The 14,826-nt window shown below is 51.6% G+C and carries 15 protein-coding genes; 7 read left to right on the top strand and 8 right to left on the bottom strand.

Features of this window, described 5'->3' with window-relative positions; genetic code table 11:
- Nucleotides 1–383 precede the first annotated feature (383 nt).
- The 5 genes from M987_RS20490 to M987_RS20470 form a co-directional block, all read right to left on the bottom strand.
- Complete coding sequence (locus M987_RS20490) at nucleotides 384–689, bottom strand: PTS sugar transporter subunit IIB (RefSeq protein ID WP_014070976.1); 306 nt, start codon at nucleotides 687–689, stop codon at nucleotides 384–386.
- A 232-nt stretch (nucleotides 690–921) separates the two neighbouring features.
- The gene (locus M987_RS20485; protein WP_041162091.1) at nucleotides 922–1,320 is read right to left on the bottom strand and encodes a hypothetical protein; all 399 of its coding nucleotides are present in this window, start codon (nucleotides 1,318–1,320) and stop codon (nucleotides 922–924) included.
- On the bottom strand, nucleotides 1,313–2,803 hold the full coding sequence (locus M987_RS20480) for a PAAR domain-containing protein (RefSeq protein WP_245551552.1): 1,491 nt from the start codon (nucleotides 2,801–2,803) through the stop codon (nucleotides 1,313–1,315). Before M987_RS20480 ends, M987_RS20485 begins: the two co-directional genes overlap by 8 nt.
- 185 nt (nucleotides 2,804–2,988) lie before the next feature.
- On the bottom strand, nucleotides 2,989–3,729 hold the full coding sequence (locus M987_RS20475) for a site-specific integrase (protein WP_162271228.1): 741 nt from the start codon (nucleotides 3,727–3,729) through the stop codon (nucleotides 2,989–2,991).
- A 69-nt stretch (nucleotides 3,730–3,798) separates the two neighbouring features.
- Nucleotides 3,799–4,278, bottom strand: coding sequence for an Arm DNA-binding domain-containing protein (locus M987_RS20470; RefSeq protein WP_041162089.1), 480 nt, complete (start codon nucleotides 4,276–4,278; stop codon nucleotides 3,799–3,801).
- Between the two features lie 465 nt (nucleotides 4,279–4,743).
- Here M987_RS20470 and M987_RS20465 point away from each other — a divergent pair, with 465 nt between their 5' ends.
- The 6 genes from M987_RS20465 to M987_RS24535 are packed head-to-tail and all read left to right on the top strand — an operon-like array spanning nucleotide 4,744 to nucleotide 11,099.
- On the top strand, nucleotides 4,744–5,898 hold the full coding sequence (locus tag M987_RS20465) for a mandelate racemase family protein (RefSeq protein WP_014070974.1): 1,155 nt from the start codon (nucleotides 4,744–4,746) through the stop codon (nucleotides 5,896–5,898).
- 33 nt (nucleotides 5,899–5,931) lie between these two features.
- Nucleotides 5,932–7,548 carry an ABC transporter substrate-binding protein gene (locus M987_RS20460; RefSeq protein WP_014070973.1) on the top strand — a complete coding sequence of 539 codons (1,617 nt, stop codon included), beginning with the start codon at nucleotides 5,932–5,934 and terminating at the stop codon, nucleotides 7,546–7,548.
- On the top strand, nucleotides 7,545–8,582 hold the full coding sequence (locus M987_RS20455; RefSeq protein ID WP_014070972.1) for an ABC transporter permease: 1,038 nt from the start codon (nucleotides 7,545–7,547) through the stop codon (nucleotides 8,580–8,582). The genes M987_RS20460 and M987_RS20455 overlap by 4 nt, the downstream gene beginning before the upstream one ends.
- A complete protein-coding gene (locus M987_RS20450; protein ID WP_014070971.1) occupies nucleotides 8,579–9,484 on the top strand; it encodes an ABC transporter permease in 906 nt (301 codons plus the stop codon). Before M987_RS20455 ends, M987_RS20450 begins: the two co-directional genes overlap by 4 nt.
- A complete protein-coding gene (locus tag M987_RS24540) occupies nucleotides 9,456–10,316 on the top strand; it encodes an ABC transporter ATP-binding protein (protein WP_014070970.1) in 861 nt (286 codons plus the stop codon). The genes M987_RS20450 and M987_RS24540 overlap by 29 nt, the downstream gene beginning before the upstream one ends.
- Before the next feature lie 9 nt (nucleotides 10,317–10,325).
- Nucleotides 10,326–11,099: an ABC transporter ATP-binding protein gene (locus tag M987_RS24535; protein WP_014070969.1), complete on the top strand. Its 774-nt coding sequence runs from the start codon at nucleotides 10,326–10,328 to the stop codon at nucleotides 11,097–11,099.
- Nucleotides 11,100–11,147: 48 nt separating this feature from the next.
- Here the strand turns inward: M987_RS24535 and yegS are convergent, their stop codons facing one another.
- Nucleotides 11,148–12,047, bottom strand: coding sequence for a lipid kinase YegS (gene yegS, locus M987_RS20435; RefSeq protein ID WP_014070968.1), 900 nt, complete (start codon nucleotides 12,045–12,047; stop codon nucleotides 11,148–11,150).
- Nucleotides 12,048–12,179: 132 nt separating this feature from the next.
- Here yegS and M987_RS20430 point away from each other — a divergent pair, with 132 nt between their 5' ends.
- Nucleotides 12,180–12,710, top strand: a complete 531-nt coding sequence (locus tag M987_RS20430) for a 2-thiouracil desulfurase family protein (RefSeq protein ID WP_014070967.1) — start codon at nucleotides 12,180–12,182, stop codon at nucleotides 12,708–12,710.
- 133 nt (nucleotides 12,711–12,843) lie between these two features.
- Here M987_RS20430 and trhP read toward each other — a convergent pair whose 3' ends face one another.
- Both trhP and M987_RS20420 read right to left on the bottom strand, forming a co-directional pair.
- A complete protein-coding gene (gene trhP / locus M987_RS20425; protein WP_014070966.1) occupies nucleotides 12,844–14,205 on the bottom strand; it encodes a prephenate-dependent tRNA uridine(34) hydroxylase TrhP in 1,362 nt (453 codons plus the stop codon).
- A 155-nt stretch (nucleotides 14,206–14,360) separates the two neighbouring features.
- Entirely contained in the window at nucleotides 14,361–14,693 is a 333-nt protein-coding gene (locus tag M987_RS20420) for a YegP family protein (protein WP_014070965.1), read from the bottom strand.
- Nucleotides 14,694–14,826 lie beyond the last annotated feature (133 nt).

Genomic DNA, 14,826 nt, shown 5'->3' with positions numbered 1-14,826 from the left:
AGCTGCGGTAAGTTTTTTATTTCAATGGCGTAATGTCATCGCTGAATAAAGACAAACATTTCTGGGGATCCCTCAGCCCCGCGGGAGAGGGGGCTGGTTTTGAATTTCTTCAAAATAAATTCTTTTAAATCATGCCTTTAAACAAGCCTGGTAACAGTCAGTTTTTTTTAAGTTCAAGTTTAAGTTCAAAAAACAAAACCCCTCAAAAGTCGGTTTTCTCTTTTATGCATGTTTTATGCTATCTGTCATTCAGATAGTACTATGTATGCACAAACCACGTGCTTAGTATGGGATTGGCAACGATTAGAACGACGATAGTATATAACAGACCGCCGCACAGGCAGCTTAGAAAATTCGGGACGGAACGCCCAAATTTCCTGGATTTACGGATTTAATGGAGAGACCACTTTTAACGAGTTCAGCAGCATCTTGTACGTTTTCACAGAGAATGACATACGCTGGTGGTCAGCGGCTTTATTGATTATCTCAATGATTTTTTTTACTGAAAAACAGCGCAACTGAATTCCTTCGGGCAGAGCCATTTGTAGCAAAAGTTTTTTATCATCATTAACTGCAATGCTGTCATTTACGACCAGGCACAGATTAGCGTTAGTGTGTGGAAGCCAGGCGGTGGCAACCTGACCATGAATAAGTCTGTCATCTACGCGGCAATGAACTATATTAACCATCGATATGTCCTTATTAAGTTAGTTAAACACACTCTAAACGTTCGAACGTCTGAACGTTTAGAAAATTAGAATGTCGACATTTAATTTAATGTTCGTGATGAAGTTCAGGAAATAAATTATCAGGTTTAGGAATGATTGTGTGAGTGATATTTGTTGAGGGAGTGATGCTTTTTAGAATAAGAAAACAAGCCCTTTATGGGCTTGTTTTTTGTATTACACATGGATAATTGAATTATTTATGTGTAATAATAAAGACCAAAATTGCAGTAGTTATAAAAAAAACAAAGCTGACAGCGGTGATAAAATACTCTATATAAAATGGTCTAATTAGACGTTGGGGTAATCCACGAATAAAATCCTTATCATCATTTTTGGAAAAACTTGATTTTTTATTCCAAATCAAAGGTCTGAAAATAAAATCTGTTTTCATGCCATATGCAGATTTCACGTAAAGACTATTAACGTTATCGTAAATTTGTGTTGCCCATGGCAGGGAATCAAATTTTTTTAGATATAAAGCACATATTTCTTTATATCTCTTTCGATTCAGCATGGATATTATAACGCTCATTATTCCAAATAATACAGCAAGTAAACCGCTTATTATTGCTATGTCTTTTAAGCTAATCATCACTATTTATCTCATAAAGACCTAATTTTTCCCCGGACCATTCACCAATTTTTCCCAACGCAGGATTTAATGTTTTATCACTTCCATATGCTATTCCCCCTGCAACACCTAATGTACACAGTAATGCTCCCGCGCCGCCAGCTTCAATTGTTGCTGCACCTAAAATGAGAGAGCAGACTACGCTTGCTGCACCCTTTTCAACAGCTTTCGCGGCAATAAATCCTCCTAACATGCTACCAGAAAACTCACCAATTGAAGTGAATGAAGTTTTTGCACATTCCCGGCCCGTAGCGCAGGCTTCCGTGATTTTAGCGGCAGTATCTAATGCAGCCAGGCCAACGCCAATCTTCCCGGCAGTTTCCATCATCTTAACGTACTTCGCCAGCTTCTCGATATGAGTCGCATAACCTTCAATATCGTTTACCCCTGTTTCATTCCAGCGATGGGTAATTGCATGGGTTGAGAGACCAAGTGATTTTTTGAGGTCGGTATATTCATTGAACATGAAACGGTGCTTTGAGAACATTTTAAGGACACTATCAAGCTGACCAAACAACTGACGGCGCTCAACGTAAAACTGCTCACTGATCAACGCCCCACTGGTGATGTAGTGGTTTTGATAGGATTTCTCGATACTGACGAGGATATTTTCAAGCTGCTGGAAATATCCCTTTGCTGCTTCTGTGACCTGTCCTGAGTACCCGTAAATCTCGCTGGTTTTACTGGCAGCGGCAGCAAACATTTCAATGGTGTCTTTATTTTTAAACAGAAATCGCGCCTGCTGATGTGAAAGCGGGGCCAGGGCTGTGTCAATTCGTTCCTTCGCAGCTTGCAAGTGCGCTATTTGTTTCTCGTCCTGCTTCTCCGGGTCAACAATGAGCAGGATAGAACCGGCTTTATACTGCTTATCTTCACCGTTCAATGAAAAATACAGTTCGCGCACGCCGCCGGGTGGATTCAGAAACAGATAGGGATCATATGCTCGGGTGTGGCTTCCATATGGGAGTATACAATACCCGGCATCTACTGGTTCGCGCTGTTCTTCCTCTTTCACTGGCACAGAGGAAATTGGTTTTGGAGGTATAGCTGCTGGTGGCTGAGGTGAGAAAGTTGGTGCTGCCGCCGGTTTTGGTGCTATCGGCGTTGGTATGGACGATTGATGTGTTTGAGGTCTTGATACAGGCTCATCATCATCATAAGACATCGAATAATCAGAAGGGATAAATTCACATTTACAATCACAACTTCCCCGACTATGCAAAGTACCTGCTGCTGCTACACCATCTACAGAATAGAACGGAATTCCGCCCAAAATGGTATGAACCTGTTTATCAACTCCACATATGTATTTATCTCCATTTCTGGCTGTAGGTTGCCCTGTTAATGAATGTTGCGCATAACCTGTAATGATTGAGCCACCACAAGTTGTTTGACAGCCCACCGTCAAAAAATACCCTCTCGCCATAATATTGGCCTTCTCCATCAGTTGAATCGGTAATAATTAAATGTCATTTTGACTGTGAAATATTATACATTTCACATAAGAGAATTGAGGGGGAGATCACATTTATTACGTGGGGAAAAGTAACTAATAATCAAACCATCACCACAAAGAATTATATATTGCATACCATTACTGGTGGTGATGGTTTTTTTAGAATAACTGATTTAGAACTTCATTAACTCATGCAGTTTATTTTCCCATTTCAAAAGTGCTTCCAGCTTTTCTTCGTTGTAATCATATCTGTCATAATGGACTGATGATACGTCATGTAAAGAATGGTGCTGAATTCTGTCACGAATTTCTTTTGTGATTTTTAATTGTCCACCCAATGTTTTAAAAGTGCGACGAAAATCTCTCGGAATAAATGAATCAACAACTTTTCTCTCACAAAAGCGTTTAATATTATTCGAAAGTAATTCATTATTCATCAATTTTGCAGGGGCAATGGAATCCTCATCCAGTTTACCAGTAGCTACTTTTTTTTCCCAATTAGCCAGTTTCCCCTCATAATTTCGATTAGGAAATAAATACTCATGATCTGGATATCGTGAAATCATCAGTTCTATTAATTCAATAGCTGTTTTGCAAAGAATGAAGTGATACCATTTTTTTGTTTTTGATATTGACGGTGGTACAGAAAGTATACAGTTTTTCTTATCATAGTATTTCTTTGGCAGGGCCATGATCTCATACGGACGTTGACCCCCACAAAAAAAGATTAGCTGGATAAGTACAGCAACGTCGGCATTAAAGAAATGTTCGTTAGTTGTTTTGAGTAGCAGGGCCAGTTCATCGAAGCTCAGGAAACGTTCACCGACATATTGTTCTTCCTCGCTAACCGTGAGCACCGGTATTGCAGAGACGGGGTTAAACGGAATATCAAACACAATATCAGGCTTGTCCATTAGCGGGGACTTGTCGCACTTAACGCCAAAACCAAAGAGAGTATGCATATATGAACGGATCTGGTTAACTCAGGCTCGCTTTTGTGTGTGTTGATAAACATAATTGAGAACTGCTCTTACATCGTTTGAAGTGATTTTTTTCGCAATTGTTGTTTCCGGCAACAGACCGCTTGCTGCGATTGTGGAGCGCAGAGTTTTGTAATGGTGGTATGTGCGTTTACCGGAAGCTATAAAATCGGTTTTGTGGGCCTCAAACAGATCAGCAAGCGTACCGCTTGTTTTAGTAACTTTGAGCACATCAGAACATAAAGAAAGGCTTTCAAACTTCTCAAGAGCGCTACTGATAGACATTGCAGGGTTTTCACCCAGTGTCTGAAATTTTGCTGTTTTACCTACGAAATGGCGATAGACGAAAGTTTTACGTCCAGACGAATAGACACGCACTCCTGTACGTCCCGTCCCGCGTTCGCCGCTTGCATGATACGCTATGTAAGCGGCGGGTTTTGGAGAAAGATTATCACGCGCTTTCGTCGTAAAGTTGATTTGCATTATTCATATCCCTTGCATAATGAGTGCATATTTATTCGCAGTTCAAGTTCAAAACTAGTTCAAATAAACTGTTTCTTAAACTATTATGTAATGAGCAAAACTAACTCATGCAATGGCTAAAAATTTAATAAAATTAATTTGTTATAACTTAAATAGCCTCACTATTTGTTCAATTATTTTGACATCCTTCCCTGTGGGAGAGGGCTGGGGTTAGGCAATCAGACAGCATCTGATTCAATTCGAAATAACATTTCATTTCATTCAAACACCCGTCCCGATCGACATCACATTTCAGATCCCTTTTGTGAAAACTGTCACTCCCTTCCGTGCATATGCACAAAAAATGGCCGATGCTTAGCGGAATTTGTCTAAGGCAGCGGACGAATTTTGCGCTTAAAGTTAGTTTCGAAACAGCTTTTCAAATTAAAAAGTCGCTCTGAACCTCTGTAGTGTTAAGGACTGATAATGAAAATAGAATCTGTAAACGTCACCGTCTTCCAGTTCCCGACGCGTCGTGTTTCCGACAGCGCCGGGCATTCGCATCCAGGGCCGGAAAGCATGGCCAAAATGGCGATGCTGACCATCACGGCAGACGATGGCACCAAAGGGTATTCGTTCGCGCCGCAGGAAGTGGTGCGTCCCTTTGTGGTCAACACCTTCTTTCGCAAGGTGCTGGTCGGGCAGGACGCGTTCAACCGCGAACGCATCTGGCAGGATCTGGCGCACTGGCAGCGCGGCAGCGCGCATCAACTGACCGAGCGCGCGCTGGGCTTCGTTGAACAGGCGCTGTGGGATCTCATTGGCCGCAAACTCAACGTGCCGGTCTGGAAACTGCTGGGCGGCTACCGCGACAAAGTCCCGGCTTACGGCAGCACCATGTGCGGCGACGATCTGCCCGGCGGGTTGTCGACTCCGGAAGAGTACGCCAGTTTTGCCGAAAAGCTGGTGGCGCGCGGGTATAAGGCCATCAAACTGCATACCTGGATGCCGCCGGTCTCCTTCGCCCCGAACCCGAAAATGGACGTCAAAGCCTGTGCCGCTGTGCGTGAAGCCGTCGGCCCGGATATTGACCTGATGATCGATGGATACCACTGGTACAGCCGTACGGAAGCGCTCTACATCGGTAAAGAGCTGGAAAAACTCAACTTCGCCTGGTTTGAAGAACCAATGGAAGAAGAGAGCATGGCCTCCTACGTGTGGCTGGCGGAAAACCTGTCGATCCCGATTATCGGGCCGGAAAGCCTGGGCGGAAAACACCACAGCCGTGCGGACTGGGTCAAAGCCGGGGCGTGCGACATTTTGCGTGCCGGGGCAAATGGCGTGGGCGGTATCTCCCCAACGCTGAAAGTGGCGCATCTGGCCGAGTCGTTCGGGATGGATTGCGAAGTTCACGGTAACGGCGCGGCAAGCCTGGCGGTGATCGGCGCAATCAAAAACTGCCGCTGGTACGAACGGGGGTTATTGCACCCGTTCCTCGACTACGACGAACCGGCGGCGTACCTCAACAGCCTGGTCGACCCGATGGATGAAAACGGCATGGTCAGCCTGCCGACCCGCCCGGGACTGGGCGAAGACATTAATTTTGCATATATCGAAGCCAATACCGTCAGCCACGACTGACAGATAAAAACGTACCCTACAGGCGATATATACATGAAACGAACTCCCTTGGCCGGAGCGTGTTTACTCGCGCTCGCGCTGATGATGGGGAGCGGCGCGGCGTACGCAAAAACGCCGCCCGACCAGCTCATCATCGGCATGAATATGAACAACCTGCTGACGCTCGACCCGGCGGCAATGACCGGTAACGAAGTGGTCGGCATTGTGGTTAACCTCTACGATTCCCTGGTAGAGCTTGATCCGAACGAACTCACCAACGTCAGGCCCGTGCTGGCGAAGTCCTGGGATATTGCCCCGGACGGTAAAACCCTGACTTTCCACCTGCGTGATGACGTGAAATTTCACTCCGGCAATCCGCTGACGGCGGAAGATGTAGTCTGGTCGATGCGCCGCCTGCTGCACCTGAATCTTGCCCAGGCATCGGTGTGGAAGTCCTACGGTTTCAGCAAGAAAAATATCGATAAACAGGTCAGCGCCCCGGATGATTACACCGTACAAATCGTCCTGCCTAAAGCCAATGACCCGCAGTTGGTGATCTACTCCCTGGGTGCGCTGGGTAACCTGGGCGTGCTCGACAGCAAAACCGTGCAGCAGCACGCAGCCAACAACGACTGGGGCAACCGCTGGCTCACCACCAACGAAGCAGGCTCGGGCCCGTTCATGCTGGAAACCTGGCAGGCGAAAGATGTGCTGCGGATGCAGCGTAATCCGCACTACTGGCGTGATGAGCCGAAGATGAGCCGCGTGGTATTGCGCCATTTTCAGGAGTCGCAAACCCTGCGCCTGATGATTGAAAAAGGCGACCTCGACATTGCCAACAACATGGCGGTGGCGGACATCAATGCCCTGCGTAAAGACCCGCAGCTCACCGTTGAAGCGGTACAGAAAGGCACGGTCTACTACGTTGCCATGAGCATGAAAGAGGCCCATTTCGCCAACGCCAAAGTGCGCGAGGCGGTGCGCTATCTGATTGATTATCAGGGCATCAACAAAGCGCTGATGCCGGGTTACGGCGTGCTGCATCAGCGTCCGATCAAAGCGGGAATGCCGTCCACGCTGCCGGACCCTGGCTACAGGCTGGATATTCCGCGCGCCAAAAAGCTGCTGGCAGAGGCGGGTTACCCGAACGGATTCGATACCACCCTGCGCGTGCTGGCGGATCAGCCGTTCCTCAATATTGCTATCGCTGTGCAGTCGACCCTGATGCAGGCGGGCATCAACGCCAAAATCATCACCGGCACCGGCAACCAGATTTACGGTGCCATGCGCGAGCGTAAGTTCGACATGCTGGTGGGGCGCGGCGGCAGTGGGGTAGAGCCGCATCCACACTCCAGCCTGCGTGCGCTGGTCTACAACCCGGACAACAGCGATGAAGCCCGGCTGACTAACTTCCAGGGCTGGCGAACCAGTTTCTACGATAAACCGCTCAACGAGATGATCGATAAAGCTTTGCTGGAGCGCGATCCGCAAAAACAGGTAGCCGATTACCAGCAGATCCAGGTGCGTTACGACGAGCTGATCCCGGCGATGATCCCGCTCTCGCAAATGGTCGATTCCGTGGTGGTGCGCAACGAGGTGAAAAACTTCCAGTCGCACCCATCGGCCACCACCTTCCTGCGTGAAGTCTACAAAACCGGAGGTGAACAATGAGTGTGGCGATCCTCGCGTCCGGCTCCCGTACCCGGCGCTTCTCAAAACGGCTGACGCAGGTTGTCATTACACTGTTTGGCCTGCTGCTGCTGACCTTTTTCATCGGCCGTGTGATGCCTGTCGATCCGGTGCTGGCGATTGTCGGCCCGGATGCAGACCACAGCACCTATCAGCAGGTGTATCACCAGCTGGGATTTGATAAATCATTGCTGACCCAGTTTGGCATTTACCTGAATAACCTGCTGCACGGTGATTTGGGCAATGCGTTGCTGACCGGCAAACCGGTGACGGCAGATATCCTGCGCGTCTTCCCGGCCACGCTGGAACTGGCGACGATGGCGATTATCGTCGGCGCAGGCCTCGGCATTCCGCTGGGCGTGCTGGCGGCGGCGCGTCGCAACAGCATTTCCGATTACGTGGTACGTATCATCAGCCTGGCAGGTTACTCCACGCCGATTTTCTGGGTGGGGATGATGGGCTTGCTGCTGTTCTACGCCTGGCTTGGCTGGGTAGGCGGTGCAGGGCGTCTGGATCTGGGGCTGGACGGGTTAGTTCCGCGTCGCACCGGGCTGATGACCGTCGATGCGCTGCTGGCCGGAAACAGTGCAGTGTTCTGGAACGCCATTAACCATCTGGTGCTGCCGGCTTCGCTGCTCGGTTTTCACTCGCTGGCCTACATCAGCCGTATGACCCGCAGCTTTATGCTGGCGCAGCTGTCGCAGGAGTTCATCATCACCGCGCGGGTAAAAGGCTTAACCGAGCGTCAGGTTATCTGGAATCACGCGTTTCGCAACATCCTCGTCCAGCTGCTGACGGTCGTCGCGCTGGCCTACGGCTCGCTGCTGGAAGGAGCGGTGCTGATTGAAACCGTCTTCTCCTGGCCAGGCTTTGGCTCGTATCTCACCGGCAGCCTGCTGCTTGGCGATATGAATGCGGTAATGGGCTGCGTGCTGCTGGTGGGCATTATCTTTGTGATGCTCAACCTGCTCTCCGACATGCTGTATCAACTCTTTGACCCGAGGACGAAATCATGACCGTTTCTCTGGATTCGCCGCTGGGGACCGGGCAGTCTGAAGGCCGCCAGCGTATCAAACGTGCTTTCGGGCGCGCCACAGGCTTCATTGGCAAAATGGCGCGTAATCCACTCACCGCCATTGGTGGCGGCATTATTCTGCTGCTGTTGATTGTTGCAGCCTTCGCGCCGGTGATTGCGCCCTATAACCCGCTGGTGCAAGACCTGAACAACGCGCTGGTGGCACCGAATGCGCAGCACTGGTTCGGCACCGATGAGTTTGGTCGCGATATCTTCAGCCGCCTGGTGTATGGCTCGCGCATCACGCTTTATATCGTGCTGCTGGTCTCCGTGACCGTGGGGCCGCTTGGGCTGCTGCTGGGTGTGACCGCTGGCTATTTTGGCGGCAAGGTGGATGCGGTACTGATGCGCGTCACCGATATTTTTATCTCCTTCCCAAGCCTGGTGCTGGCCCTGGCATTTGTGGCGGCGCTCGGCCCTGGGCTGAAACACGTGGTAATCGCCATTACGTTGACCGCCTGGCCGCCGATTGCCCGCCTGGCGCGTGCCGAAACGCTTTCCCTGCGGCAGGCCGATTTTATCTCTGCCGTGCGTTTACAGGGGGCATCATCTGTCCGTGTACTGTGGCGCCACATTGTGCCGCTGTGCCTGCCGTCGGTGATTATCCGTATCACCATGAACATGGCGGGGATCATCCTGACCGCTGCCGGGCTGGGCTTCCTCGGCCTTGGCGCGCAGCCGCCGGAGCCAGAGTGGGGGGCGATGATTTCAAGCGGTCGTACCTACATGATGGAGTGCTGGTGGGTGGTGACTATTCCGGGGCTGGCAATTCTGATCAACAGTCTGGCGTTTAACTTCTTAGGAGATGGCTTACGTGACATCCTCGATCCTCGCAGCGAATAACCCTTTGCTCGACGTGCGCGATCTCCACGTCGATTTTATCAACGGCGGCGCAGTGACTCACGCCGTGCGCGGTGTCTCTTTCCAGCTCGGGCGTGAAAAGCTGGCGATCGTCGGTGAATCCGGCTCCGGGAAATCCACCGTCGGGCGAGCGCTGCTGCGCCTGCATCCGGCGAAAGCGCAAATCAGCGCTACCCGGATGCAGTTTGGCGATGCGGATTTACGTACCGTCAGTGAAGCGCAGATGCGTGCCATTCGCGGTAAGCGGATCTCGATGATCATGCAAGACCCGAAATACTCGCTCAACCCGGTGGTGTGCGTGGGCGACCAGATTGCCGAAGCCTGGCTGACCCATCATCCGGGGCGTAAAGCGGAGGCGAAAGCCAAAGTGCTGGAGATGCTCGACGTGGTGCGCATTCGCCAGCCGGAGCGCGTGTATCACCTCTATCCGCATGAGATTTCCGGCGGGCAGGGGCAGCGCATCATGATTGCGATGATGCTGATAACCGATCCGGAGCTGGTCATTGCCGACGAACCGACCTCGGCACTGGACGTATCGGTGCGCTTGCAGGTGCTCGGTTTGCTGGATGACCTGGTGCAGTCCCGCGGTCTGGGGCTGATTTTTATCAGTCACGATATCAACCTGGTGCGCAGTTTTTGCGACCGGGTGCTGGTGATGTACGCCGGGCGCGTGGTGGAGTCTATTGCGGCAAAAGATTTGCACAATGCGCAGCACCCTTATACGCAGGGCTTAATCAGCGCGCTGCCGGAAATCAACCATCGCCGCCTGACGCTGCCGGTCTTGCAGCGTCAGGCCAGCTGGCTCACCGAGTAAGGAGCAGAGATGATCGAGATTAACCACCTTAACCTGGCGTTTGGCGAGGGTGAGAAGCGCAATCAGGTGCTGGATGACGTCAACATCAGCGTGAAAGCGGGGGAAATTTACGGGCTGGTGGGGGAGTCCGGTTCGGGCAAAACCACGGTACTCAAATGCCTGGCCGGGCTGTTTACCCACTGGGACGGCGAGCTGGCGATTGACGGCAAGCCGCTGGAAAAACGTATCACCCAGGAACGCTGCCGTCGGGTGCAGATGGTGTTTCAGGATCCGTACGGTTCGCTCCATCCGCGTCATACCATCGGCGATATTCTGGAAGAACCGCTGCAAATCCACGGTTTCAAAGAGCGGGACCGGCGCATTCATGCGTTGCTGGATAAAGTCGGGCTGAACCGGGCGTTTCGCGACCGTTATCCGCATCAGCTTTCTGGCGGGCAGCGTCAGCGCGTGGCGATTGCCCGGGCGTTAATTCTGGAGCCGCAGGTGCTGTTGCTGGACGAACCCACCTCGGCGCTGGATGTGTCGGTACAGGCGGAGATCCTGAACTTGCTGGCGGAATTACAGCGGGAGTCGAATTTGACCTACCTGATGGTGACGCACGATTTAGGCGTTATCGCGCATTTGTGCCAGAAAGTGGCGGTGATGCAGTACGGTAAAATCCTCGAAAGCCTGACCGTGGACGCGCTGGTGGCCGGGCAAGCCAAAACCGACTATACGCGGATGCTGGTGAATGCCAGCCAGCAGTACTCACGCGAGATGGCGCGGGAGGTGGCGGTGTATTAGGTTTGTGCGGTCTTTAGCCGGGTAAGCGAAGCGCCACCCGGCAAAACATCAGCGCAAAAGCACACAGTCCGGCGGCAACCGGCACTGCAGCGCGCCAGGCAAAACTTCGATGCGAAACCGCTCTCCGCTCAACGGTTCGCCATCGAGATTAAACGTCATCCCGTGCGGGGCATTGACCTCAAACCAGGCCGATTGACCGTCGATAATATTCGGGCTTTCCTGTGGCTGAGTAAGGGTAGTGAACAGCGCAGGCAAAAGCCCGTCGCCGGTGAAAATACGCAGTTCTAACAGACCATCGTTGATCAGCGCCCCCGGGCACAACTGCTGCCCGCCGCCAGCCTGACGCCCGTTGCCGATGCCGATCACCAGCGCATCCCCTTGCCAGTGAAAATCATCTCCGGTGATTTCACAGCGATCCGGTTTGAGGGTGTCCATCCGCATCAGGCCGTGGATCAGATAAGAGACACCACCAAGCGCCGCTTTCAGTTTTTCCGGCGTTTCACTGGTGATCCGCGTACCAAATCCGCCCGTCGCCATATTGATAAAGCAGGTTTTATCATTCACCAGAGCGATATCCACAGCAGTGGCTTTTCCAAGAATGGCCAGCTGGAGCGCTTTCGCCAAATCCTCCGGGATCCCCGCGCTGGTGGCAAAATCGTTCGCCGTCCCGAGTGGCAAAATGCCCATTGCCGGGCGCTGGGCCGTCTCCAGGTGAATCAGCGCGGTGGCAATTTCGTTAATAGTCCCGTCGCCACCGCCGGATATCACGGTGTCCACGCCAAGCTCGCACGCCTCGGCAATATACCGGGCGGCGTCGCCTTTTTCCCACGTGACACGAACGTGAATACAGGCGCCGTCGTTTCGCAGGTTAACCACAGCCTGACGCAGGATATCGTTACCGGCACTCTTGCCGTTCAGAATTAATAAACTGGCTGGATAGGTTGCCATCCGCATTGCTCCCTTTTTTGCTTTATCAAAAGTGTATCTCAGGGAGGAAAAAAGCGGGTAAGAACAGGACGAAATGTGGATACTTCATGATGTTACAATCCGAGATGACCTCAACGAAATTCCAGGGAAATGATGATCAATAAAATTCTGGTGAGCGCCTGCCTGATGGGTTTTAAGGTCCGTTATAACGGAAGTGCAAAAGCACATTTGAGTGCTCAACTTGCCCGCTGGCAGCAGGAGCAACGGCTGGTTATCCATTGCCCTGAACTGGCTGCGGGGTTGCCTGTTCCTCGTCCCCCGGCGGAGATCATGTTGGCTGATGGCAAAGACGTAATGCACGGGCAAGCCAGAATCATCGAAAATAGCGGGCAGGATGTCACTGAGCAGTATCTGCTTGCAGCCTGGCTCGCGCTGCGTACCGCTCAAACGTCAGGTTGTAGCGCTGCGTTGTTAACTGAGGGCAGTCCAACCTGCGGCAGCCAGTTTATATACGATGGATCTTTTCGCGGTGTCCGTAAAGCGGGTATGGGGGTAGCGGCTTCTCTGCTCTCGGATAACGGCATTGCGGTGTTTTCAGAGAATCAGATAGCCGAACTTATTGCCTGGATTGAGGAGAGAGAAGGGCAAAAAATAAGCCCGCGTAAGGGAGATTACGCAGGCTAAGGAGGTGGTTCCTGGTACAGCTAGCATTTATGGGTTATGTTTTTCAGCGCTGTGGATAATACCCGTATTGAACGAAGCGGTATGTGATCCGATTCTAAGAATCATCCCAACCTGAAAAAATACCCATTATTAACTATTTGTTGTGCGGATTACGGGTGCTTTCTCCGTCGAAATTACGCATCAGCAGAGCAAATTCCAGATCCACTTCTTCCGGGACTGGCAGCCAGACAACGTGACCGTCACCCGGAGCCACCTCAATCGCTTCGCCTTTCTTGTTTTCCAGATGCTCCAGGCGGAAGTTCATGTTGCCCTGCGGGGTCATCAGCTCCAGGCTGTCGCCTTTGGTGAATTTGTTTTTCACCGCAACCGCAGCCAACGGGCCTTTGCGCTCGCCGGTGAAATCGCCGACAAACTGCTGGCGCTCAGAGATCGAATAGCCGTGCTCGTAGTTCTGGTAGTCGTCGTGGGTATGACGGCGCAGGAAGCCTTCGGTATAACCGCGGTGCGCCAGGCCTTCCAGCGTTTCCAGCAGGGACGTGTCGAACGGTTTACCGGCTGCGGCATCGTCGATGGCTTTACGGTAGACCTGAGCGGTGCGGGCGCAGTAGTAGTAGGACTTGGTACGGCCTTCAATTTTCAGTGAATGCACGCCCATCTGGGTCAGGCGTTCAACGTGGGCGATGGCGCGCAGATCTTTGGAGTTCATGATGTAAGTGCCGTGTTCGTCTTCAAAGGCGGTCATGTACTCGCCCGGACGTTTGGCCTCTTCAATCATAAACACGCTGTCGGTGGGTGCGCCGATACCGAGCGTTGGTTCGACGTTGGTGACCGGGATAGGCTCGTGCTTATGCACGATATTCCCGATGTCATCCTCTTTGCCTTCCTGGACGTTGTATTCCCAGCGGCAGGCGTTGGTGCAGGTACCCTGGTTCGGGTCGCGCTTGTTGATATAGCCAGAGAGCAGGCAGCGGCCGGAGTAAGCCATGCACAGCGCGCCGTGAACGAAAATTTCGATTTCCATATCCGGCACCTGGGTGCGGATCTCTTCAATTTCTTCCAGCGAAAGCTCACGAGACAGAATGACGCGGGTCAGCCCCATCTGTTTCCAGAATTTCACCGTTGCCCAGTTGACGGCGTTGGCCTGCACCGAGAGGTGAATATCCATTTCCGGGAAGTTCTCCCGAACCAGCATGATTAAACCCGGGTCTGACATAATCAGCGCGTCTGGCCCCATATCCACTACCGGCTTAAGGTCACGGATGAACGTTTTCAGCTTGGCGTTGTGCGGCGCGATGTTTACTACCACGTAGAATTTTTTGCCCAGGGCATGTGCTTCATTGATGCCGAGTTGCAGGTTCTCGTGGTTGAATTCGTTGTTGCGCACGCGCAGTGAGTAGCGCGGCTGGCCCGCGTAAACAGCATCGGCACCATAAGCGAAAGCGTAACGCATATTTTGCAGCGTTCCCGCCGGGGAAAGGAGTTCCGGTTTAAACATGTTTGTTCTCGTTCTGATGACAGGTCAGATCCGCGTGCACAAGGTGCAGCGGTAAGGGGAGATCCCCCACATTAAGGGCGGGCATTGTAGCGCTGCGGGGCAGGGAGGTAAAGCGCCGGGTCGTGACACCACTAACCCGGCGAACGCCATCACCGTCAGGTGTGGTCTTTTACGGTCTGGGTCGGGCCATTTGTTTTAACGGATGCTATGCCTTTATCACGTGATTGTTCAGAGGCGTACATCTGGCTGGTACCAATCACCTGATGATTGCCCGCCTTGAGATTGAAATAAAACTTGCCGTTGGTGGCTGTTTTCTTCTCATAACGTTCATCTGACGGACTATTCGTGCGCACAGAGGCAATGCCGTTTTCAGCGGCACTTTTGGTGGTGTACAACTCACTGGTGAGAATGGTCTCAGCGTTACCTGCTTTAAGAACAAACCTGAACTGACCATCACTGCTTTTGCTTAATTCGAACCAACCAGACATGCGAACTCCTTGAGCGAAAGTGAATTTATCAGTCCCGATGATAAGTAAACGCATCGGTAAGGAGAGTATGGTTGATTATCGAATTGATTCCAGAAATGAAAAACCCGCCGGATGGCGGGTTTGAGCGTGAAAT

The sequence above is a fragment of the Enterobacter soli ATCC BAA-2102 genome (genome assembly GCF_001654845.1).
Taxonomy (GTDB): Bacteria; Pseudomonadota; Gammaproteobacteria; order Enterobacterales; family Enterobacteriaceae; genus Enterobacter; species Enterobacter soli.
Note: the sequence above shows the minus strand (reverse complement) of the source record. Positions and strands in the feature narration are given on the sequence as shown.

Coding starts and splice junctions, on each gene's coding strand:
- M987_RS20490 (WP_014070976.1), bottom strand. CDS start 689: ATGGTTAATATAGTTCATTGCCGCGTAGATGACAGACTTATTCATGGT.
- M987_RS20485 (WP_041162091.1), bottom strand. CDS start 1,320: ATGATTAGCTTAAAAGACATAGCAATAATAAGCGGTTTACTTGCTGTA.
- M987_RS20480 (WP_245551552.1), bottom strand. CDS start 2,803: ATGGAGAAGGCCAATATTATGGCGAGAGGGTATTTTTTGACGGTGGGC.
- M987_RS20475 (WP_162271228.1), bottom strand. CDS start 3,729: ATGGACAAGCCTGATATTGTGTTTGATATTCCGTTTAACCCCGTCTCT.
- M987_RS20470 (WP_041162089.1), bottom strand. CDS start 4,278: ATGCAAATCAACTTTACGACGAAAGCGCGTGATAATCTTTCTCCAAAA.
- M987_RS20465 (WP_014070974.1), top strand. CDS start 4,744: ATGAAAATAGAATCTGTAAACGTCACCGTCTTCCAGTTCCCGACGCGT.
- M987_RS20460 (WP_014070973.1), top strand. CDS start 5,932: ATGAAACGAACTCCCTTGGCCGGAGCGTGTTTACTCGCGCTCGCGCTG.
- M987_RS20455 (WP_014070972.1), top strand. CDS start 7,545: ATGAGTGTGGCGATCCTCGCGTCCGGCTCCCGTACCCGGCGCTTCTCA.
- M987_RS20450 (WP_014070971.1), top strand. CDS start 8,579: ATGACCGTTTCTCTGGATTCGCCGCTGGGGACCGGGCAGTCTGAAGGC.
- M987_RS24535 (WP_014070969.1), top strand. CDS start 10,326: ATGATCGAGATTAACCACCTTAACCTGGCGTTTGGCGAGGGTGAGAAG.
- yegS (WP_014070968.1), bottom strand. CDS start 12,047: ATGGCAACCTATCCAGCCAGTTTATTAATTCTGAACGGCAAGAGTGCC.
- M987_RS20430 (WP_014070967.1), top strand. CDS start 12,180: ATGATCAATAAAATTCTGGTGAGCGCCTGCCTGATGGGTTTTAAGGTC.
- trhP (WP_014070966.1), bottom strand. CDS start 14,205: ATGTTTAAACCGGAACTCCTTTCCCCGGCGGGAACGCTGCAAAATATG.
- M987_RS20420 (WP_014070965.1), bottom strand. CDS start 14,693: ATGTCTGGTTGGTTCGAATTAAGCAAAAGCAGTGATGGTCAGTTCAGG.